Source organism: Clavibacter sp. GW821-FHT01D01 (assembly GCF_059422605.1).
The window spans coordinates 19,412-38,432 of sequence record NZ_JBWKXC010000002.1 but is presented as its reverse complement, the minus strand read 5'-3'; the positions used below and the strand labels follow the sequence as shown (position 1 = coordinate 38,432).

The following is a 19,021-nucleotide window of genomic DNA, read 5'->3' as shown; positions in this document are numbered from 1 at the left end:
TCAGATGTCGACCATCCCGCCGTCCGCACGGCGGACCCGCAGCACGTAGCCGGCTGCTGCGCCGGCACCGGCGCCGTCCGTGGCGCCCGTGTCGCTCGCACCGCGCGCTGCGCCCGCGCCGCCCGCACCGAGCGCGGCCAGCGATCCCGGGGGCAGGCCCAGGGCGTCGCGTGCCGCCGAGGTCGCCGCGGCGTCCTCGGCCCGCTGCGTGAAGGAGACCAGCTCGACGGCGGGGCCGATCGTGGTGCCCGGGTTCGGCGTGGATCCCCAGTCGATGAGGAAGGGCACGTCCGGCCGGTCGCCCCGCGGATGCGTGAGGCGCCACCGGAGGAGCGTGCCGTCGGGCGTGCGGCGGGACAGGTCGGCGACGGGCCCCGGGTCCTCCCCGCGGGCCCGGGCGTCGGCGGCGACCCGCTCTATCCCGTCCGGGTGGATGGCGTAGGTGACCACCCGCGGCGCGGTCAGCCGGTGGATGCCGAAGCGGGTCGGCTCCACGCCGGCGTCTCGCGCTGGATCCGGGCCGATGAGCTCCAGGTAGCGCGGGCCGCGGGCGCCGTCGACGGTGAACGCGACGAGGGCGTTGGCGGTCCCCGTCGGGTGCACGCCGCCCGGCTCCGCCGCGACGCCGGTGAGGTCGTGGAACCAGGCGACGAGCGCCGCGAGGTCCGGACCCGCGATGACGACGTGGTCGAGGAGCGCCGGGACCGCGGCGGACGCAGCGGGTGCGGCGGCGGACCCCTCGCTCATGCGCCCGCGCCCCGACGCGTCGCGGGCACCTCGGGCTCGCCGAGGGACAGCATCAGCCGGTTCGCCCAGTTGAAGAACGCGGCGCCGTTCACGACGTCGACCACCGCCGCGTCGTCGAGGCCGGCGGAGCGGAGGCGGGCGACGTCCGCGGGGCCGAAGCCGAGCGGCGTGGCGGTGAGCGCGACGGATGCGGCGACGACGGCGTCCCACCGCTCGTCGCCGAGCGCCGCGTCGGTGCCCTCGTCGAGGAGGCGCTGCACGTCGTCCCCGCGGCCCGAGAAGCGGGTCGCGGCGGCCGCGTGGACGGAGGCGCAGAACACGCAGCCGTTGGCGCGCGAGGTGGCGGCGGCCGCGAGCTCGCGCTCGGCCCGGCCGATGCCGCCGTCGGGGTTGTGGAAGATGTCGAGGTCGGTGAGCGTGCGGGCCTCGAGCGCAGCCGGATCCCGCGCGAGCAGCCGGAAGTACGGCATGCGGGCGCGCGCGGGCTCGATGAGGGCGGCGCGCTGCGCGTCGTCGAGGGCGTCCTCGGCGACGGGCTCCAGCCACGGCACCCAGCCGAGGCCCTGCTGGGTGAACGCGTCGGGACGGGCGAGGTCGACGGGGTCGGTGACGGGATCGGTGACGGGTTCGACGGCGGTCATCGGGTGGCTCCTTCCGGGGCGGGTGCGGATGCGGATCCGTCGGCGGACCCGTCGGCGGGCGTCGCGGCGAGCACCGTGAGCCCCCACGCGACGCGCAGCTGGAAGGCGAGGAACGCGACCAGCTGGGAGAGGCTCACGATCTCGTCCGGGGTCCAGCCGGCGGCGCCGAGCGCGCGGAGCGCCGCGGGGCTCGACTCGCGGGGGCGGATCACGAGCAGGTGCGCGTGGGCGAGCGCGGCGGCGAGGCGGACGCCGAGGGCATCGCGCGTGGCGGCGTCGGGCTGCCACGGATCCGCGGGCACGCTCTCGTCGGCGAGGCCCGGCTCCCGGTAGGCGCCGGTCGGGCCGGCGGTCGCGGAGTCGCGGGCGGCCCGGTCGACGACGGGCGCGAGGTCCGGGTCCGCGTCGCCGAGCAGGTCGGCGTAGAACGCGGCGGCCCGCGCGGATCCGTGCAGCCCGGCCACGAAGGCGGCCACGGCGTACCGCTCGGCGTAGCCGAACGCGCCGGGGTCCGCGGGCTCCAGCAGCGCCTCGAAGCTCCGCTGCGCGTTGGCGCGGGCGTCGGGGCGCAGGTCGCGCACGCGGCTCAGCGGATGGTCGGGCGTGATGCCGGCCAGCAGGTCGATCACGTCGGCGCGGGGCACGTCGGCGGCGGGCGCGTCGGCGGCGCGGGCGGTGTCGGATCCGGTCATGAGGCTCCTCCTCGTGCGGGGGTCGGGGTGCGGTCTGTCGGGGTCCGGTCGGCCGGGGTCCGGTCGGCCGGGATGCGCTCGGCGCCGCCGAGGTGCGCGTGCCGGAGGCCGTCGGCGGCGGCGGATCCGGTGGCGAGCCCGAGGCGCGGGGCGACCCCGGTGGCGAGCAGCTCGAGGCTGCGCAGGGTCAGCGCGTGGGTGGCGGGGATGGAGTGCACCTGGAACGAGACGTCGGTCGCCGCGTCGAGGGTGCGGTCGGCGGCGAGGCCGTCGGCGACCTCGTCGACCGTGCCGAGGTGCGTGTCGGTCACGCGGAGCACGGCGTCGAGGTCGAGGGCGTCGGCCGCGTCGCCCACGATCGTGCGGGCGAAGCGGCGCAGGGCGGGCTCCGCGAGGGCGCGGGCGGCGGCGAGGTCGCCCGGATCCACGACGAGCGCCGTCCGTGAGGCGAGCACCCGCTCGGGCGCCCCGGCGGGCAGCGCCTCCCGGTACGCGTCGACGATGGGCAGCTGCAGCTCGTGCAGCGGCGCGTCGGGCGCGGTGCCGGGGCGCGGCTGAGTGCGGGAGAGCATGAGGCCGTCGCCGCGGGATCCGATGCGCGCGCCGCCCGCGACCGAGAACGTGCCCTGCCAGATGCGGGCCGAGAGCGTCGGCGCGGGCGGGTAGATGCAGGAGCCCGTGCCGCGCACGCCGCGGCCGTCGAGCGCGTCGAGCAGCACCTGGAGGTGGTCCTGGAAGAGCGCGTGCCGCTCCCCGGGGTCGCGTCCGAACGCGGGGAACGACGCGGGCGTGCCGCCGCTCGCGAGGCCGAGCTGCACGCGTCCGCCGCTCAGGAGGTCGAGCACGGCGGCGTCCTCGGCGGCCCGCAGCGGATCCTCGATCGGCAGCGTGAGCACCGCCGTGCCGAGGCCGATGCGCGAGGTGCGCGCGGCGGCCGCCGCGAGGAACACGAACGGGGACGGCAGCCCGCCGCCCTCCTCGCCGAAGTGGTGCTGCGCGAGCCAGACGGAGGCGAAGCCGTGGCGCTCGGCGTGCTGGATCTGCTCCAGCGCGGCCTCGTAGCGCTCCGCCGGCGTGCCCGCGTCGAGCACGCGGCCGAAGAAGCCGAGCCGGGCGCCGGTCATGCCCGGGCCCCCTCGTCCTCGCGGGCGACACGGGTGGTGCCGGGGAGGCCCGGGAGAGCCGGCCCCGCGGTGCCGGGCGCGGTCGCACCGCCGCCGGGGATCGCCCGGATCAGCTCCCTCGTGTACTCGTGCTGCGGGTCGTGGAACACGTCGTCCACCCGTCCTCCCTCGACCTGCCGGCCGCGCCGGAGCACGGAGACCGTGTCGGCGATCTGCCGCACGACCGCGAGGTCGTGCGAGATGAACACGTACGTGAGCCCGAGCTCGGACTGCAGGCGCGCGAGCAGTCGCAGCACCTGCGCCTGCACGGTCACGTCGAGCGCCGAGACGGCCTCGTCGAGCACCACCAGCTCGGGCCGGAGGATGAGCGCCCGGGCGATGGCGACGCGCTGGCGCTGGCCGCCGGACAGCTCCCGCGGGTGCCGCTCGGCGGTCTCGGGCGGGAGGTCGACGAGCCGCAGGTGCTCGGCGACGGCCTCCCGGCGCGATGCGGCGTCGCCGCCGTCGCGGAAGTTGAGCAGCGGCTCGCGGACGATCTGCGCGACGGTCTGCCGCGGATCCAGCGACCCGAACGGGTTCTGGTGCACGAGCTGCACGGTGCGCCGGGACTCCCGCAGCGCGCGCCCGCGGAGCGCGGTGACGTCGACGCCGCCGATCCGCACGGTGCCCGCGGTCGGCCGGTCGAAGCCCGCGATGGCGCGCCCGGTGGTGGTCTTGCCGGAGCCCGACTCCCCCACGATGGCGTGCGTCGTGCCGCGCGGCACCGCGAAGGAGACGTCGTCGACGGCCACGAGCGGCGTGGATCCGCGGCGGCGGAACTCCCGCCGGAGCCCCGCGACCTCCACGAGCGGCGGCGCCGACGCGTCGACGACGACGGGCCGCCGCTCCACCACCTGGCGGAACGACGGCGCGTCCGCGAGGAGCGCGCGCGTGTACGGCGAGGCGGGCGCGGCGAGCACGCGGGCGGCGGGTCCCTGCTCCTGAACACGGCCCCGCTGCAGGACGACCACGTCGTCGGCGCGCTCGGCGGCCACCGCGAGGTCGTGCGTGATCATCAGCACGCCCACCCCGGTCTCCGCGCGGAGGCGGTCGAGCAGGTCGAGCACGCGCCGCTGCACGGTCACGTCGAGGGCGCTGGTGGGCTCGTCGGCGATGATCAGCTCGGGCTCCAGCGCGATCGCCGCGGCGATGAGCACGCGCTGGCGCATGCCGCCGGAGAGCTCGTGCGGGTACTGCCGCGCGCGGGTCTCCGGGTCGTCGATGCCGACGCGCTCGAGCAGGTCGAGCACGCGGGCGCGGTTCCGCCGGCGGTCGCGGGAGCCGTGGATGCGCAAGCCCTCGGCGACGCTCTGCCCGATGGTGGCGACGGGGTCGAGCGAGCTGCCCGGATCCTGCGGCACGAGCCCGATGCGGCGCCCGCGGATGCCGCGCAGCCGCGACTCCCCGATGCCCACCAGCTCCGTGCCGCGGAGCGCGACGGAGCCGCCCGCGATCGTCCCGTTCTGCGCGAGCAGCCCGACGACGGCCTGCGCGATGGACGACTTGCCGGATCCGGACTCGCCGACGAGCGCGGTCACGCGGCCCGCGGCAACCTCGAAGGACACGCCGTCGACGGCGGTGCGCCTTCCCGCCGCCGTGCGGTAGTCGACGCGGAGGCCGCGCACGGCGAGGAGCGGCGACGTGGGTGCCGACGTGGGCGGAGGCGTGGGATCGGTCATGCGAGCTGCCCTCCTCGGATGGACTGGCTGATGCGGTTGGTGGCGAGCACGACGGCGACGACCACGGCGCCCGGCAGCACCGTGAGCCACCACGCGGTGGCCACGTAGTCGCGCCCCTCGGCGACGAGGAGGCCCCACTCGGGCGTGGGCGGTGGGGCGCCGTAGCCGAGGAAGCCGAGGGTGGAGATCTGCAGGATCGCGGAGCCGAACTGCAGCGCCGCCAGCGCGATGACGGGCGTGAGGGAGTTGGGCAGCACGTGCCGACGGAGCACCTGCACGAGCGTGCCGCCGGATCCGTATGCCGCCTCCACGTACTCGCTCACCCGCACCCGCACGACCTCCGCGCGGGAGAGCCGCGCGAACACCGCGATGGAGGTGACGCCCACCGCGATCGCGGCGTTCGTGGTGCCGAAGCCCAGCAGGATCACGATGCTGAGGGAGAGCAGCAGCCCGGGGATCGCGAGCAGCACGTCGACGAGCCGCATGAGGACGTCGTCGACGATGCCGCCGACCGCCCCCGCGACGACGCCGAGCAGCGTCCCGACCACGAGGCCGACGAGCACCGCGACGACCGCGCCCACCACGGACTGCGACGCCCCGAACACGACGCGCGTGTAGAGGTCGCGGCCGGTGGAGTCGGTGCCGAACCAGTGCGCGGCGCTCGGCGCCTGCAGGGACGGCGCGACGGACGCGGTCGGGCTGCCGGAGGCGAAGAGGCCGGGGACGAGCGCCCACAGCAGCATCACGAGCACGACGAGCACGGGGACGACGAGCCTCCACGCGAGGCGGGCCCGGCTGGCGGGACGCGCGCGGGGCGCGTCGAGGGTGGCGAGCGTGGTGGCGCTCATCGCGCACCTCCTCTGCGCAGGCGCGCGTCGAGGACCGGATAGAGGAGGTCGACCACGAGGTTGATGACGACGTAGGCGACGGTGGAGAGCACCACGACGGCGAGCAGCACCGGGCTGTCGCGGCTGGCGACGGCCTGCACGGTGAGCTGGCCGACGCCGGCGCGGCCGAACACGGCCTCGGTGACGACGGCCCCGCCGACGAGCTCGCCGAACAGCAGCCCGGCCATGGTCAGCGTGGGGAGGAGCGCGTTCCGGCCGACCCCGTGGAGGAGCAGCCACGGCGTGCCGGCGCCGCGGGAGCGCACGACCTGCACGAACGGCATCGCGGAGACGTCATCGATGCTGCGGATGAGCACCTGCGCGAGCGGCGCCGCGATCGGCACCGCGATCGTGAGCACCGGGAGGATCAGCGCCTCGCCGGGGCTCGCGCCGATCAGCGGCACGAGCCCCAGGCGGAACGACAGCACCTGGATGAGGATGATCCCGACCCAGAACACCGGCAGCGAGACGAGCAGCGGCGGCAGGTCGCGGAAGACGCGGCGGATCCAGCGGGCGCCGCCGTAGGTGGCGAGGAACGCGATCGGCACGGCCAGCACCACGGCCACGACGAGCCCGAGCACGGCGAGCACGAGCGTCGACGGGATCGCGGTGGCGAGCAGCGTGGACACGGCCGCGCCGCTCTGCACCGAGTACCCGAGCTCGCCTTGCAGGAACCCGCCCGCGGACTCGCCGAGCCGCACGATCAGCGGCCGATCGGCCCCGTACGACTCGCGGATCGCGGCGAGCTGGTCCGGCGACAGGCCGAGCTCCGGGCTGCCGTACCGGGCGAGCACGGCGTCGCCGGGGAGCGCCGCCAGCAGCACGTAGGCCACGACGTAGGCGAGCACCAGCACGACGACGGCCTGGCCGGCGCGGCGGAGGACGTAGCTCATCGCGCTCCCCCTCGCCGTGCCGCCCGCCGCGCCGTCGCGCGCGACGGCCGGCGCATCAGCGGTCCAGCCAGACGCCCGCGAAGGTCGGACGGCCGACCGACTCGGTGGCGAAGCCCTGCACGTCGCCGCGGAGCCCGTAGACCTGCGGCTCCTCGAAGAGCGGCAGCACGTAGGCCTGGTCGGCGATGTGCTGCTGCGCCGCGGCGGACGCGGCCTGGCGCCCCTCGGTCGTGGGCTCCGACGCGATCGCCGTGAGCAGCGCGTCGAGCTCCGGGTCGGCGATGCTGCCGTCGGACGGGTCGCGGTTGAGGAGCACGTTCCGGTTGGTCGAGAAGTACTGCGACTTGAGCACGTCGTAGTCGGCGCGGCCGACCATGGAGTGGTACACCTCGAGCGCGTCCGGATCCTGCGAGGCCTTGGTCTGAGCGGCCTGGTCGCCCGAGAACAGGTCCACCTTCACGCCGAGCTCCGCGAGCTGCGACTGGATGAGCGTCACGACCTCCTTGGAGCGCGGCTGCGGCAGCGCCTCGTTGACCACGAGCTCCAGGTCCTGCCCGTCCTTCTGGCGGACGCCGTCGGATCCGAGCGTCCAACCGGCCTCGTCGAGGAGCGCGGCGGCCTTCTCTGCGTCGTGCGCGTAGTACGCGGAGGTGTCGACGTAGCCGAGCGCGCTCGTGGCGAGCACGCCGGTGGCGAGCGGGTAGCTGTCGCTGAAGAGGGTGTCGAGGATCGCCTGCCGGTCGACGCCGGCGATGATCGCCTGCCGCACCCGCACGTCCTCGAGCTGCGGGGTGCGGAAGCGGAGGTTGAGGCCGTTGTCGACGCCGTTGGTGGCTGCGGCGACGAGCTGCAGGTCGCCGGTGCGGAACTGCGCCTCGTCGGGCGCCTCGATCTGCCGGGCGACGTCGGCCTGCCCGGCGACGACCGTGCCGGTGCGCACGCTGTCCTCGGCGGCGACGATGAGGTCGACCCCGTCGACGAGCGCGCGGCCCTGGTGCTCGGCCGCGGGCGGCGCCCAGTCGTAGTCCTCGCGGGCCGTGAGGGAGATCTGCGTGCCGACGGCCTCGTCGCCGACCACGAACGGGCCGCTGCCGATGACCGTCTTGGCCTGCCCCGGCCCGAAGCCGTCGTCCGCCTTGGCGAGCGTGGAGTCGGAGACGAGCCCCGAGTTGATGGTCGAGGTGGCCTGCGCGAAGCCGGGCGCGGGCGCGGTGAAGTGGAACTTGACGGTGTCGGCGTCGACGACCTCGCCGCGGTCGTAGTTGTTGATCGCCTCGCTGACCGTGAGGGCGCGCGCGGTGTCGCCCTTGCCGTAGAGGTCGAAGTTGGCGACGACGTTCTCCGCGGTCAGCGGGGTGCCGTCGGAGTAGGTGACGTCGTCGCGGATGTCGAAGGTGTACTCGGTCGCGTCGGCATTGACCTCGGGAAGAGCGGTCGCGATCCACGGCTGCAGCTCGAGCGTCTCCGGGTCCTGCCAGAGGAGGCGGTCGGTGATGTTGTTCACGACCGCGCCGTTCGGGTAGAAGCCGGCGGCCGGCGGGTACAGCGTCGTCCACGTCTGCGGCTCGAGGTAGGTGAGCGTGCCGCCGGACTTCGGCTCGCCGCTCCCGGCTCCCCCCGCCCCTCCCCCGCCCCCGGCCGAGCAGCCGGCCATCAGACCGGTCGCCGCGACGAGGGCGGTGAGGGCGAGGGCGGTGCGCGGTGGACGAGGCATGGTTCTGCTCCTGCGTGTCAGGTGTGCGGGTGGGATGACACGACTCCAACACGCATGGAGGGGTTTCGCAGGTCCGCGGAACACGCGGCGTAACGGGGTGAAACGGGGCGTCATGAGGGGAATGGATGCGGTGGGGGCGCGGTTCGTGCGGCCAGCGGGTGGTCCCGCCGTTTGCCCGACGCTCACCGCGACGCTCCTCGCGGGACGACGCCCGTGGCATCCAGCCACGGGCGCCGTCCGTCAACCGGCCCTCATTCCCTCCCCCGCGACGACCCGCGGAGGGCATCGGAGATGGATCCGCCGTGCAGCTGCCGATGCGCCTTCACGTCCGCCGCGGAGACGCCCTCCCGCAGGCGGCCGACGCCGCGAGGATCGCCGAGGATCGCGTGGCCCGTGAGGAACGCCCCGGCGAGGGCCGCCAGGAGGAGGAGAGCTCCCATGTTGCGTTGGCCGGTCGCCACCAGCGCCACTCCCACCGCACCGACGGCGAGGATGCCGACCACCCGGACGGTGTTCCCGATCTTCACGTAAAGCACTCCGTCTGGATCGAGGTGATCCCGAGGAGCTCGCCCGCCAAGGCCAGGGCGGCTCCGCCCACGACCTGCAGCTTCTCGCAGGAGAACGACGCGCCCCAGAGGATCTGGACCGCTCTGGCGACGCCGCCCAACTCGTCGATCAGCCTCTTGACCCGGAGGATCTTCGCCGCGGGGATCGCGGTGGAGGCGATGACCATCGCGATGGCCGCAGCGCAGCCCACGAAGCTCGCCTGCATGGTCTCCCACCCGCGCTCGGCATCTTCCGCTGAACTTGCGTGCTCGCGGAACCAGGCAGCCGTGCCCGCGTCTCCTGTCCGGAGGACGTCATCCGGGATGGAGTCGAGGAGCTCCAATCCCGCCTGGAGTTCCTTCGCGTGCTCCGCGTCATCGATGCGCTGGCTGATCGTCCCACTCGGCGTCACCGGCTCTGGCTGCACCGCGTGAGCTGCCGGTGCGGGCGCCAGGGTCGTCGCGAACAGGGACGCCGCCACCGCGACGCTGAGCAGGAGCCTCGTGCGCCTGCCGCTCGTGACGGTCATGTCGATCGTGCCGTGCTTCATGCGTCCCCCTCTGATGACTCTCGGATGTCGACCCGGCTCTGCCGGTGGGGGCCATCCTGCCCAACCCTTTGCGTCCTGTTCCTCGATCGCGCCGGAGGCTGTGGAGAAGAGGCGGTAGCGGCAGCGAGAGCCGGAGCGCAGGAGGAGCGGTCATCGGTCTGAAGGGGGCCGTCCCTCCGATCCACGACCGTGGGCGGCGCCCAGCGACCCGCGGAATCCGGATGCCTATTGCGACCCCGTCCCGCCCACGATGGGTGAACGTCGCACGCCCGCGTCGCCAGCCACCCGGGCAGCATGGAGGCCCGCTTCCAGCTGCCGGAGCTGGCTCAACATCAGCTCCGGTGAGACGGAGACGTCCAGACGTGCGGTCCTGATCCGCACACCCGCTCTCCGCACGGTGGCGCTCGTCGACCGCGCATCGCCACCATCCGCCACGTAGATGAGCGTGCCCTCGGTCAATCCCAGGACGGTGCAGTACGCCAGCATCTGGTACAGGTCCTCGACGCGGGCTGCCCCGGTCTTGTACTTCGCGTCCACCACGACCTGCGGCGCTCCACTTACGGAGTGGACGAAGTCCGGCCGGATCGGCTGCGCCCGCTCCTCGTCGAGGTGGGTCGCGTACTGCGAGGTGCTGACCCCTCGGGATGCATCGGCGAACGACGCGGCGAGCGCCGTGGTGACGAAGCCCTCGAACGCCTCCGCCATGTTCACGACGAAGGAGGCGATCGGCTGCCCAACACCGGTCGTCGAGGGGCTGAGCCGTCGCAGGACCGACTCCGCGAATAGCAGCGCCGAGTGGTATCGGGCGTTGAGCCGGGAGTGCTGCCAGGCCGGGAGCGCGCCGCCGAGCGCGAGGGCGGACACCTCCGTCAGCCGCGACTCGAGGTGCGCCAGCCGACGACGTGCGTCGTCCGGCACGCGAGGCATCGCGAGCAGGAGACGGGCACCCGCGCGAAGGATCTGGTTCTCCGCGATGTCGGTCGTGTACTCGTCCACCGTCAGCTCGATGGGGAGCATCTGCCCACCGCGACGCGCGATCTGGTCGGAGAAGCGGATCCGCCCCCGCACGGTCAGCGCGGTCTCGTCGAGGCGCAGGTAGCCCTGGAGGACGCCGCGGCCGAGTGCTCGTTCCATCAGCCGGGCGTAGGTCTCCGCGATCGCGGGGAAGAGCGCGGTCCCGCCTCCCGCCACCTCATCAGGGCGGAAGCCGGGGTCCCGGGCGTACCCGAGCATGAAGAGGACGGAGGAGAACGGTGCCTTCGGCCGGACGATCAGCTCGTCGATGCCGATGGCGACCGCCCCGACCCTGTTGAGGACGGGTTTCAGCTGCACGACGCCGTGAACGGATCGTGACTCGAACAGCCCCACCGCGCACGCGGCCTCGATCGTGTCCGACTCGAACGGCGCAGGGGCCCAGTCGCCGTTCTCCGGCACTTCGAGTCGGGTCATCCCCCGATCTCATCGTCCGTCGTGAGGACGGACGCCTCCATCTCGTCGGGCATCAGCGCAGCGAGGCCGAACCTGTCACGGATCTCGGTGCGCGAGTACCGCCCGTAGTAGTGCTCGTCGAGCAGCGGGAGGATGTCGTGCTCCCAGATCCGGGCGAGCCCGGCCTCTGTCCGAGCCGAGGGACCCATGAGGTACGACGGACCGATCTGGAAGTCGCGGTCGACATCGCCGATGCGGTCGTTCAGCAGGCGCAGCAGGGCCCCACGGCTGACCTCGTGGTCGTTCGCCACGGACCAGCGATCGATGAGCCCGCGCACGGGTTCTTCCGCCGGGTGCAGCTCGACGAACGAGAAGCGCCGCCGAATGGCCGCGTCGACGAGTGAGATGGAGCGGTCGGCGGTGTTCATGGTCCCGATGACGAAGAGGTTCGCCGGCAGGTGGAAATCCTCCTCCGGGGAGTACTGCAGCGACACCTTCGCGTCGCGGTATTCGAGCAGCAGGTAGAGCTCACCGAACACCTTCGCGATGTTCGCCCTGTTGATCTCGTCGATGATCAGCACGTGCGGCACGGTGGGATTCTCGGCTGCTGCTTCGGCGAGGAGGCGCACGGGGCCGGGCGCGAGGCGGAACGAGGCCGCGCCGGCGTCGTCGACGGTCGGCCGGAACCCCTCGAAGAAGTCCTCGTAGGAATACGACGGGTGGAACTGGACGATCCGCATCGCACCAGCGGGGGCGATGAACGACGCGAGCGCGCGGGCGAGGTACGTCTTGCCGGTCCCGGGCGGCCCGAAGAGGATCAGCTGGCGTCGCTCCTCGAGCAGGTCGATGACGCCGTCGAGCCACCCGGCGTCGAAGTGCAGCCGCTCGGCCAGCTCCGCGGTGCTGCGCGGGAGGCGGACCGGACCCGGCGGCGCCGGCTCGGGGGTGACGGGTTCCGCCGTCACGGGATCCGGCATCAGGTAGTGGGCCTCCGAGAGGGGCACGTCTCCTGCGAGGAGGTCGAGGACCGCATCCGGGAGGGCGGATCGGTCGACGGTCTGGCCCCACTCGACAGCCCGCAGCAGATCCGAGTCGAGCTCTCCCACGACGCCTAGCGCGACGCCATCGTCCCCAGGGGCGAACACCTGGTCACCGGGGCGCATCGTGACGAGGTAGGAGGTGGCGGTCTGGATCTGACCGAGGACGTCGAGGATCGGCGGGGTGCCGCTCCACGCCCGCAGCGCGTCCTCCCGGATCTGCTGTCGATGGCTGCTGCGCTGGACCTCGAAGCTGACCGGCGGCATCGTCAGCGGTCGCCCCGCGGCTGCGGTGGTGACGACCCACCCGCGCCGTTCCGACTTCGGGGCGGAGCCGCGCCATTCCGACCGCCATGGTTCGTCGTACCAACCGATGTCGAGCTCGTCATCGGGATCCAACCGCCTCCGCATCGCGAGGAGGTCCGCATCCACGTCTCCCGAGGGCGCGGAGAGGACCGGCGCGAGTGCGTCGCGGATCGACTTCTTGTCGGCCGCCGAGACGATGCTCTCGAAGGTCTCGGGGAAGGCGAGCGCGAGCAACGAGTTCTGGATGGCGGGGACCGCCGCGCCGGCATCGAGCACGCGGTCCCGAAACCGCCACGGGTCGTCGATGGCCTCTGTCCGCGCCTCAGCATCGAGACCCTCCCAGTGGCGGATGAACTCGCACAGCCACTGGATGTGCTGCGGGATCTGGGTGTTGAACCCCTGTCCCCCGTGGAAGGTCCCCGGCGTGGCGAGGGCCCTCGTCACGGAGTCCGGCACCTGGGGGCGGTCGGGGAGCAGGTCCATGACTTCCTGCACGAGAGCCTGCTTGGTCGAGGCGAGGACGTTCATCAGGGGCAGGCGTTGGATGAAGCACAGCTCGGCCGCCAGGAGCACGACCGCTCGGCTCCGCCCGGTGAGCTGCTCGACGAGCCGCTCGCGAAACGTCGCGCCCGAGCCCGACGACGCGATCGCGTCCCGCAGCTCCGTCGCGGTCTCCGCCGTCCACGTGACGGTCCTGCCGTCCAGGACGGAGGGCTGACGCCGGAGCGCGCCCCGAAGGACGACGCCCGCTGCCTCGGAGATGGCGACGCGGCGCCCTAGCCGAGTCGGCCCCATGTCAGCTCCGGTGCCGCCGAGCAACTGGAAGCCGAGGGACCGGAGGATGCGCTGGGCACGCGTGGAGTCGAAATCCGTGGTCGACAGACCGGTGGCTGCGGCCAAGACCTGCTTCACCGGGAAGCGGCGTCCATCGACCTCGACGGAGTACGTGTGCACCGTCTCCGGTTCGCGCGTCGCGAGTCCGGCCTCCACACCCGCGCGGGTCAGGTCGTACCGGGTTCCGTCGATCGTGAATTCCACTGAGCCTCCTTGGTCGGCATCCGATTCTCCCGCACCCACCCCATTCCACTGGGACAGTCGTTCCGTAGCCTTGGACGATGTCCGTTCCCTTGAGCCCGCTCGCATTCACCCGATACGACATGAGCGACGCCGGATCCGCGGCCGCGTTGTTCGCCGACTCGAAGGAGGTGTGCGGCATCTACGTCCTCGAATTCGAGGACCGGATGCGCTATGTCGGCCAGACACGGCAGATCGTCTCCCGCTATGCATCACACCGACGCACGCACGGGGACATCGTCGCCTTCAGCTTCGCCCCCTGCTCACCGGCCCACCTCGATGAGCACGAGCGCCAGGAGATCCAGCGACAGGAGACGGCGAAGCACAGCCTCCGGAATCTGAATCTCACCGGGTGGCCCGCCGGAACAGGCGACCTGGACGTGACCGTGGCCGACGGCGAGAGCGTGCTCTTGCCCTGGGATCGCGACCGACGCCTGCGACTGCGAGACGAAGGAGTCGCCACCCTCCAACGGAGGTTCTGGTCGCTCTCGATGCGCGCTGACTACGGGGAGATGGCGGACGCCGTCGCGAAGTACGTCGACGAGTGCCTCCCGGATCCCTTCGGGACGCAACGCATCCTGTGGAACATCGCTGCTCTCCCGAAGACCAGCCAGACCAAGAAGCGCCGGCGCTTGTTCACCCTGAATTGCGGCGGGATGGAGACGCTGTTCGCGCTCGAATACCGGGAGGGTGACGAGACGGAGATCCAGATCCACGTCAACTTCGATGCCGAACGGACCTTGGAGGGGCTCGAGTCACTGGGCATGGGCTCTCAGATGCCGGAGGACTTCTACGACGTACAGGAGACGGCGTACGCCGATGCGTCCGTGATGCAGACCACGTTCGACTCGTGGCAGGACTTCGAGCGAGCCCTGGGCTTCCCGCCGTTCGTCGAGGGCGCCTACAAGCTCAACACCTCGCAGATGCGCAGGCGCTCTTCCCCATACCGCCGTCACCACAATCAGTCGTTCGCCGACGACCTCCTGCGACGCGCAGCCATGCGATCGGGCGAGGTGCATCCAGGGGCAGTCTGAAGCTGCTCGTCCAAGGCTCCGCCATCGGTCAACGCGCCGCCCTCTGTCGCCTCCTCGACGACCGCCGTGAGCAATGCTCCCCCTATCTCTGGGCAACCGACGACGATCCACGAGCGGAGTCCTTCTACCGCAGCAACACCTCCACCCGAGACGGCGCCGTGAGGCGGCAGATGTTCCAGGGCGAGGTCATGGTGCGGATGGTGCGGTGAGGGCGGCCACACTGGGTGACCCCGCAGCCGGTCACATCGGGTACCAGCGGTTGCGCTGTCCGTCGGCGTCAGGGGCGCATCGGTAGCTCGCTCCGGAGGACGATCTCTCGACGCTCCCCACCTCGGTCTTCTTGCAGAACGCGCCCGGCGTGATGACGCGACCAGGTGCTGGTGCGGGAGCAGGTGCCGGCGCCGGCGGCGCGGGTGCCGGCGCGGGGGCGACCGGGGCCGGCGCGGGCGCAGCCGGCTTCGGCGCGGGCGCAGCCGGAGCAGCGGGTGCCGGCGCGGGAGCAGGCGCCACAGTCGGCTCCACGGTCGGCGCGGGGGCGGGCGCGAGCAGCGTGAGCGTCACGGTGGATCCGGCGTCGACGCGCGATCCCGGCGTCGGGCTCTGCGACGTGACGGTCATGCCGTCGGTCGGGCTGGTCCTCTCCCCCGACACGAGCACGAACTGGACGAGGTAGCCCGCCTCACGGAGCAACGTGCGCGCATCTGCGGCGGACTTGGTGCTGACGTCCTCCACGACGTGCACCGCGGGTGTCGGCGTCGCGGACGGCGTCAGCATGGGGCTGGGCGTCGGTGACGTATTCGCGCTGATCGCGGCCACCGGGCGCGGGCCGGGTGCCGAGGCAGCGACCGGGACGGCGGCGCCGATGATCAGGAGCAGGATCGCTCCGGCCGCGGTCGCGCTGTTGCGGAGCCGGGAGGCGAGCGCTGGTACCCAGCTGCGCCGTCCGGTGAAGAGCGGGTACAGCGCGGTCACGAGGGCGACCAGCCCGACGGAGACGAACATGCCCCCGAAGCCGCCGATCGCCGTGGTGATCAGCACCGCCAGCGCGACCGCCGCCCCGATCACCCACGACGTGGCCGGGTGCCGGCTCGGACGTGTGTCGGTGAGGACCGCCATGGGAGTCGCGGGGGCGGTGGCCGCTGCCGGCACGACGGGAGCCTGGTTCCTGCGCGGGGCCGGAGGAGCGGGCACCGCGACCGCCGTGGCAGCCGCGCGCGACGCCTTCAGTCGCGCCGCCTCGACGCGCTCCGCGGCCTTGACCTGCCTGGCCGCCTCCCGCTGAGCGGCCTTCTCGACCCTCTGCTGCTCGGCCGCCGCGGAGCGAGCGGCCTGCGCACGCGACGCCTCGGCGGCGTGCTCGGCCTGTGCCCGCGCGGTGTCGGCGGCACGAGCGGCGCCAGCCTGTGCGGCCTCCGCGGCGGCCAGTGCCGCGACGTCCGCAGCGGGCGCCTGCGGGGCGGCGGGCTGCACCATCGGCGCGACGTGCTGCGTCCACGCGGCGCCGTCCCAGTACCGGAGCTGGCCGGATCCGTCGGGGAACCAGCCGGCGGGTGGGGAGGACGGGACGGCGGGCATGGTGCTCCTCGGGTGCGTGCCGCGACGAAGGGGGTAAGCGGCGGTGGATCCGTCGAATGTCGACGCCTGAGGCTATGAGCGCGCTCTCCTGGCGGGAAGCCCTCACACGGGGGTGAAAGGGAGCCGCGGCCGAGGGAACCGCGCTCCCGGCTGACGCGACGCTCGCGAGAGCGGCCCGCGGGCGTCGCCGCGTTCCTTCAGCCCTCCCGCTGCCGCACAGCGCGAAGGGCGTCGGAGATGGATCCGCCGTGCCGCTTCCGGTGCTCCTTCACGACCGCGGCGGTGACACGGTCCGGCAACCGACCGGCACCGGCGGGATCACCGAGGATGGCCGGCCCCGCCAGGAACGCCCCGCCGAGGGCCGCGAGGAGGAGGAGCATGCCGGGCCCCGCCTGCCCCGAGGCCCAGAAGGCGATGCCCGCCACCGCCGCAGCGACGACCCCGATGCTGCGGAGCACGCTCGACGCGGTCATGAGGAGCGCTCATCCTCGTTCGGGGTGCTCGAGACGGTGCCCGTGCTCATGGGTGTCTGCATGCGCGCCTCCATCTGCTGATCGTGAGCTGAGGGGCCGGGCTACCCGGCCCGTCCCAGGATGCCGAGGAAGGGGTTCGGCGCTCAACCCCCACGATGGAGTTCCACGGCCGCGATGATCTCCATCGCCGCGTCCTCCGCGGGCACGTGCTCCCAGAAGCGGAGGACCGTCCAACCGAGGCTGCGGAGCAGGACGGTGACCTCCGCGTCGCGCTCGACGTTCCGCGCGAGCTTCGCCACCCAGTAGTCCGCGTTCGCCTTCGGGAGGTGCAGGTGATCCGGACAGCTGTGCCAGAAGCACCCGTCGATGAACACGGCGACGCGCTGACGGGTGAAGGCGATGTCGGCACGGGTCCTCGACTCCTGCACCACGCGGAGGTCGACCCGGTATCTCAGGCCTCGAGCGTGCAGGCGGCGCCGGACGAGGAGCTCCGGCAGCGTGTCCCGACGCTTGTTCGCCCGCATGATGCTGCGCGCGGCGTCGGAGGAGGCCCAGGACATGCGGCGAGGGGACCATGGACGACCGACATCACCCGGAGACGACGAATGCCCCGGCCGAACCTATGGGTCCTTCCGAGGCATGTCCGTCGGGCTGACAGGATTTGAACCTGCGACCCCTTGACCCCCAGTCAAGTGCGCTACCAAGCTGCGCCACAGCCCGCTACCCATCGCTGGGCAACTCGTAGAGCCTACCGCATCAGCGGGACTGCTCCGGCACGCGCGAGCCAGGACGGCAGCACCGGATCAGGCAGCCGCGCCACCCGAGGGCCGGGCCGGCGACGACCCGGACGCCGCGCGCCCCGCCCGCCCCGGCTTCGGGAACGCCTCCCGCATGTGGTCGCCCCGCAGGATGTCTCCCACCCCGATGAGCAGCAGCGAGAACACGATCTGCTCCACGACCATCCAGAGCGGGTAGAGGCCCGGGATCGCGGCGATCACGAGGGTGACGACCGGGAAGACCTGGCTGAAGAGCCGCAGGCGCGAGTACGCCCACCAGTAGCCGGCCGAGGCGCGCCAGGCGAAGTAGTAGAGCGTGACGGTCATCGCGAGCACTACGAAGGAACGGAACCAGACTGCCGGCGCGACATCCACGCCGTCCGCCGCGAGGGTCAGCGCGATCGCCACGGCCGCCGCACCCACGAAGGTCTCGGCGACGAGGATCCACCGGATCCAGCGGAACGCCCGAGCCGTCCACGGGTGGTCGCGCATGTCCTCGGCGATCACGTGGCCCGCCTGGCGACCCGCGGCGATGCGGTCGAGACGGCTGAGCAGCTGGTCCACCGGTGCGATCCTCCACGGTCTCGTGCGCAGGCGTCGGGTGCGCCCGGATCAGGGTACGACGCCTTCCCTCGGTCACACCGAGCGTCGTTCTCGTCAGGGCAGAGCGGCCAAGCCGATTCGACCGCGAAGCGGCCCGAGTCAGACTCCCTGTCCCGCACTCCCCGAGAACCAGCCAGGCTCGGTCGCCAGCTCCGCGAAGGTCAGCGACCGACGGAAGTCCACGTCCTCGGCCTGTATTCCGTGCAGGGGATGGACGGTGAGCGCGCCGAGGTCCTCCCCCGTCAGCGTCCGCCGTGCGCGGAGGTCAGCGGTGATCACGAGGTCGCCGAGATCCAGCTGCTTGTGGTGGTTGGGACACAGGCAGAGCATGTTGCGGACGTGGTCGTCTCCCTGGTGCGGGAGCCCGAGCGGCCGTATGTGGGCGCCTTCGGCATACGGCTTGCCTGTGACCGTGACTATCTGGAGGTCGCAGATCTGGCAGCGGTGCGCGTACATGGCCATCACCTGCTCGCGGACCTGACGTTCGCGGACGCGCCGCAAGGCGGAGACCGTTGCGTACCTCGCCTCGGCGGCGACACGTGACCCGATCTCTTCGATGAGCTGCGCGGCGCCCTGGTAGGGCAGCAGTTCGAGCGTGAAGAACACCATCTTGAAACCGGCACGACCCACGCCCATCCACGAGTCCGTGACGCGATAGTCGCCGGAATACGTGTATCCCGAGGCCGGCGCGTATTCCGACCTGCGATCGGGACCGCGCAGCACGCGCACCGGGAGCTCCTCGAGCATGCTCGTCCGCAATGCCGCATTGCCGCCGTCCAGCGGGCTCTGATCCCGTACCTGCTTGCGACCCTGCTGTCCACCATGGCCGGTGTACCGGATCACGTCGCCGTGATCCTCGTCGTCCTCGTACCCGCCGGAGACCACGATCGAATCCGCTCCCGACGCTGCCGTACCGGATATGCCGTGCATGGGCGGGCGATGGACGCCGGCCCTGCTCGCATCCATCCGCGACGCGAACCACGCGCCCCATTCGATTCCCTCGGGCTTGCCGAACACGCGCTCCACTGAATACCTAACGCTCGATTGGTTTTCAATGAGCCTACGTGTGACAGTGCTCGACAGGAGCGGTGGCCGAGGGAGATCGCTACGTCCCGCCACCTCGTGGATCGCCGGACGGGCGCTCGGAACATGCGATGTCGGGAAACCGACTCAAGGCGCATGAATCCGTCGGGATCTCAGTGA

18 protein-coding genes and 1 tRNA gene are annotated in these 19,021 nt (G+C 72.5%); 1 reads left to right on the top strand and 18 read right to left on the bottom strand.

The window, feature by feature from the left end; genetic code table 11:
- From AC07VC_RS03895 to AC07VC_RS03840, 12 genes are all read right to left on the bottom strand, one after another.
- Window positions 1–747, bottom strand: a complete 747-nt coding sequence (locus AC07VC_RS03895) for a VOC family protein (protein ID WP_494676098.1) — start codon at window positions 745–747, stop codon at window positions 1–3.
- Window positions 744–1,388, bottom strand: a complete 645-nt coding sequence (locus AC07VC_RS03890; RefSeq protein ID WP_494676099.1) for an alkylhydroperoxidase domain protein — start codon at window positions 1,386–1,388, stop codon at window positions 744–746. The genes AC07VC_RS03895 and AC07VC_RS03890 overlap by 4 nt, the downstream gene beginning before the upstream one ends.
- Window positions 1,385–2,080: a CMD domain protein gene (locus AC07VC_RS03885; protein WP_494676100.1), complete on the bottom strand. Its 696-nt coding sequence runs from the start codon at window positions 2,078–2,080 to the stop codon at window positions 1,385–1,387. Before AC07VC_RS03885 ends, AC07VC_RS03890 begins: the two co-directional genes overlap by 4 nt.
- The gene (locus AC07VC_RS03880; protein WP_494676101.1) at window positions 2,077–3,204 is read right to left on the bottom strand and encodes a putative FMN-dependent luciferase-like monooxygenase; all 1,128 of its coding nucleotides are present in this window, start codon (window positions 3,202–3,204) and stop codon (window positions 2,077–2,079) included. Before AC07VC_RS03880 ends, AC07VC_RS03885 begins: the two co-directional genes overlap by 4 nt.
- Complete coding sequence (locus AC07VC_RS03875; RefSeq protein WP_494676102.1) at window positions 3,201–4,922, bottom strand: dipeptide ABC transporter ATP-binding protein; 1,722 nt, start codon at window positions 4,920–4,922, stop codon at window positions 3,201–3,203. Before AC07VC_RS03875 ends, AC07VC_RS03880 begins: the two co-directional genes overlap by 4 nt.
- Entirely contained in the window at window positions 4,919–5,770 is an 852-nt protein-coding gene (locus AC07VC_RS03870) for an ABC transporter permease (protein WP_494676103.1), read from the bottom strand. The genes AC07VC_RS03875 and AC07VC_RS03870 overlap by 4 nt, the downstream gene beginning before the upstream one ends.
- A complete protein-coding gene (locus AC07VC_RS03865) occupies window positions 5,767–6,702 on the bottom strand; it encodes an ABC transporter permease (RefSeq protein ID WP_494676104.1) in 936 nt (311 codons plus the stop codon). Before AC07VC_RS03865 ends, AC07VC_RS03870 begins: the two co-directional genes overlap by 4 nt.
- A gap of 55 nt (window positions 6,703–6,757) precedes the next feature.
- On the bottom strand, window positions 6,758–8,416 hold the full coding sequence (locus AC07VC_RS03860) for a TIGR04028 family ABC transporter substrate-binding protein (protein ID WP_494676105.1): 1,659 nt from the start codon (window positions 8,414–8,416) through the stop codon (window positions 6,758–6,760).
- 251 nt (window positions 8,417–8,667) lie between these two features.
- Window positions 8,668–8,943 (bottom strand): hypothetical protein, encoded by a 276-nt coding sequence (locus AC07VC_RS03855; RefSeq protein WP_494676106.1) that lies wholly within the window; start codon window positions 8,941–8,943, stop codon window positions 8,668–8,670.
- Window positions 8,940–9,512 (bottom strand): hypothetical protein, encoded by a 573-nt coding sequence (locus AC07VC_RS03850; protein WP_494676107.1) that lies wholly within the window; start codon window positions 9,510–9,512, stop codon window positions 8,940–8,942. The genes AC07VC_RS03855 and AC07VC_RS03850 overlap by 4 nt, the downstream gene beginning before the upstream one ends.
- 225 nt (window positions 9,513–9,737) lie before the next feature.
- Window positions 9,738–10,961 carry an McrC family protein gene (locus tag AC07VC_RS03845; protein ID WP_494676108.1) on the bottom strand — a complete coding sequence of 408 codons (1,224 nt, stop codon included), beginning with the start codon at window positions 10,959–10,961 and terminating at the stop codon, window positions 9,738–9,740.
- On the bottom strand, window positions 10,958–13,321 hold the full coding sequence (locus AC07VC_RS03840; protein WP_494676109.1) for an AAA family ATPase: 2,364 nt from the start codon (window positions 13,319–13,321) through the stop codon (window positions 10,958–10,960). Before AC07VC_RS03840 ends, AC07VC_RS03845 begins: the two co-directional genes overlap by 4 nt.
- 77 nt (window positions 13,322–13,398) lie before the next feature.
- Between AC07VC_RS03840 and AC07VC_RS03835 the strand changes: the two genes are divergently transcribed.
- Window positions 13,399–14,391 (top strand): GIY-YIG nuclease family protein, encoded by a 993-nt coding sequence (locus AC07VC_RS03835; protein ID WP_494676110.1) that lies wholly within the window; start codon window positions 13,399–13,401, stop codon window positions 14,389–14,391.
- Between the two features lie 240 nt (window positions 14,392–14,631).
- Here the strand turns inward: AC07VC_RS03835 and AC07VC_RS03830 are convergent, their stop codons facing one another.
- The 6 genes from AC07VC_RS03830 to AC07VC_RS03805 all read right to left on the bottom strand — a co-directional run bounded on the left by AC07VC_RS03830 (window position 14,632) and on the right by AC07VC_RS03805 (window position 18,835).
- Window positions 14,632–15,966 carry a PASTA domain-containing protein gene (locus AC07VC_RS03830; RefSeq protein ID WP_494676111.1) on the bottom strand — a complete coding sequence of 445 codons (1,335 nt, stop codon included), beginning with the start codon at window positions 15,964–15,966 and terminating at the stop codon, window positions 14,632–14,634.
- Window positions 15,967–16,163: 197 nt separating this feature from the next.
- A complete protein-coding gene (locus AC07VC_RS03825; RefSeq protein ID WP_494676112.1) occupies window positions 16,164–16,439 on the bottom strand; it encodes a hypothetical protein in 276 nt (91 codons plus the stop codon).
- 143 nt (window positions 16,440–16,582) lie between these two features.
- Window positions 16,583–16,999: a very short patch repair endonuclease gene (locus AC07VC_RS03820; RefSeq protein WP_494676113.1), complete on the bottom strand. Its 417-nt coding sequence runs from the start codon at window positions 16,997–16,999 to the stop codon at window positions 16,583–16,585.
- A gap of 86 nt (window positions 17,000–17,085) precedes the next feature.
- Window positions 17,086–17,159: transfer RNA gene (locus AC07VC_RS03815), tRNA-Pro, on the bottom strand.
- Between the two features lie 83 nt (window positions 17,160–17,242).
- Complete coding sequence (locus tag AC07VC_RS03810) at window positions 17,243–17,779, bottom strand: hypothetical protein (protein WP_494676114.1); 537 nt, start codon at window positions 17,777–17,779, stop codon at window positions 17,243–17,245.
- Between the two features lie 138 nt (window positions 17,780–17,917).
- A complete protein-coding gene (locus AC07VC_RS03805) occupies window positions 17,918–18,835 on the bottom strand; it encodes a YDG/SRA domain-containing protein (RefSeq protein ID WP_494676115.1) in 918 nt (305 codons plus the stop codon).
- Window positions 18,836–19,021: the final 186 nt, after the last annotated feature.

Excerpts from the sequence above, each read along its gene's own strand:
- AC07VC_RS03885 (WP_494676100.1), bottom strand. The coding sequence starts at position 2,080 with ATGACCGGATCCGACACCGCCCGCGCCGCCGACGCGCCCGCCGCCGAC.
- AC07VC_RS03875 (WP_494676102.1), bottom strand. The coding sequence starts at position 4,922 with ATGACCGATCCCACGCCTCCGCCCACGTCGGCACCCACGTCGCCGCTC.
- AC07VC_RS03825 (WP_494676112.1), bottom strand. The coding sequence starts at position 16,439 with ATGACCGCGTCGAGCGTGCTCCGCAGCATCGGGGTCGTCGCTGCGGCG.
- AC07VC_RS03845 (WP_494676108.1), bottom strand. The coding sequence starts at position 10,961 with ATGACCCGACTCGAAGTGCCGGAGAACGGCGACTGGGCCCCTGCGCCG.
- AC07VC_RS03850 (WP_494676107.1), bottom strand. The coding sequence starts at position 9,512 with ATGAAGCACGGCACGATCGACATGACCGTCACGAGCGGCAGGCGCACG.
- AC07VC_RS03865 (WP_494676104.1), bottom strand. The coding sequence starts at position 6,702 with ATGAGCTACGTCCTCCGCCGCGCCGGCCAGGCCGTCGTCGTGCTGGTG.
- AC07VC_RS03820 (WP_494676113.1), bottom strand. The coding sequence starts at position 16,999 with ATGTCCTGGGCCTCCTCCGACGCCGCGCGCAGCATCATGCGGGCGAAC.
- AC07VC_RS03830 (WP_494676111.1), bottom strand. The coding sequence starts at position 15,966 with ATGCCCGCCGTCCCGTCCTCCCCACCCGCCGGCTGGTTCCCCGACGGA.
- AC07VC_RS03895 (WP_494676098.1), bottom strand. The coding sequence starts at position 747 with ATGAGCGAGGGGTCCGCCGCCGCACCCGCTGCGTCCGCCGCGGTCCCG.
- AC07VC_RS03880 (WP_494676101.1), bottom strand. The coding sequence starts at position 3,204 with ATGACCGGCGCCCGGCTCGGCTTCTTCGGCCGCGTGCTCGACGCGGGC.
- AC07VC_RS03860 (WP_494676105.1), bottom strand. The coding sequence starts at position 8,416 with ATGCCTCGTCCACCGCGCACCGCCCTCGCCCTCACCGCCCTCGTCGCG.
- AC07VC_RS03870 (WP_494676103.1), bottom strand. The coding sequence starts at position 5,770 with ATGAGCGCCACCACGCTCGCCACCCTCGACGCGCCCCGCGCGCGTCCC.
- AC07VC_RS03835 (WP_494676110.1), top strand. The coding sequence starts at position 13,399 with ATGTCCGTTCCCTTGAGCCCGCTCGCATTCACCCGATACGACATGAGC.
- AC07VC_RS03890 (WP_494676099.1), bottom strand. The coding sequence starts at position 1,388 with ATGACCGCCGTCGAACCCGTCACCGATCCCGTCACCGACCCCGTCGAC.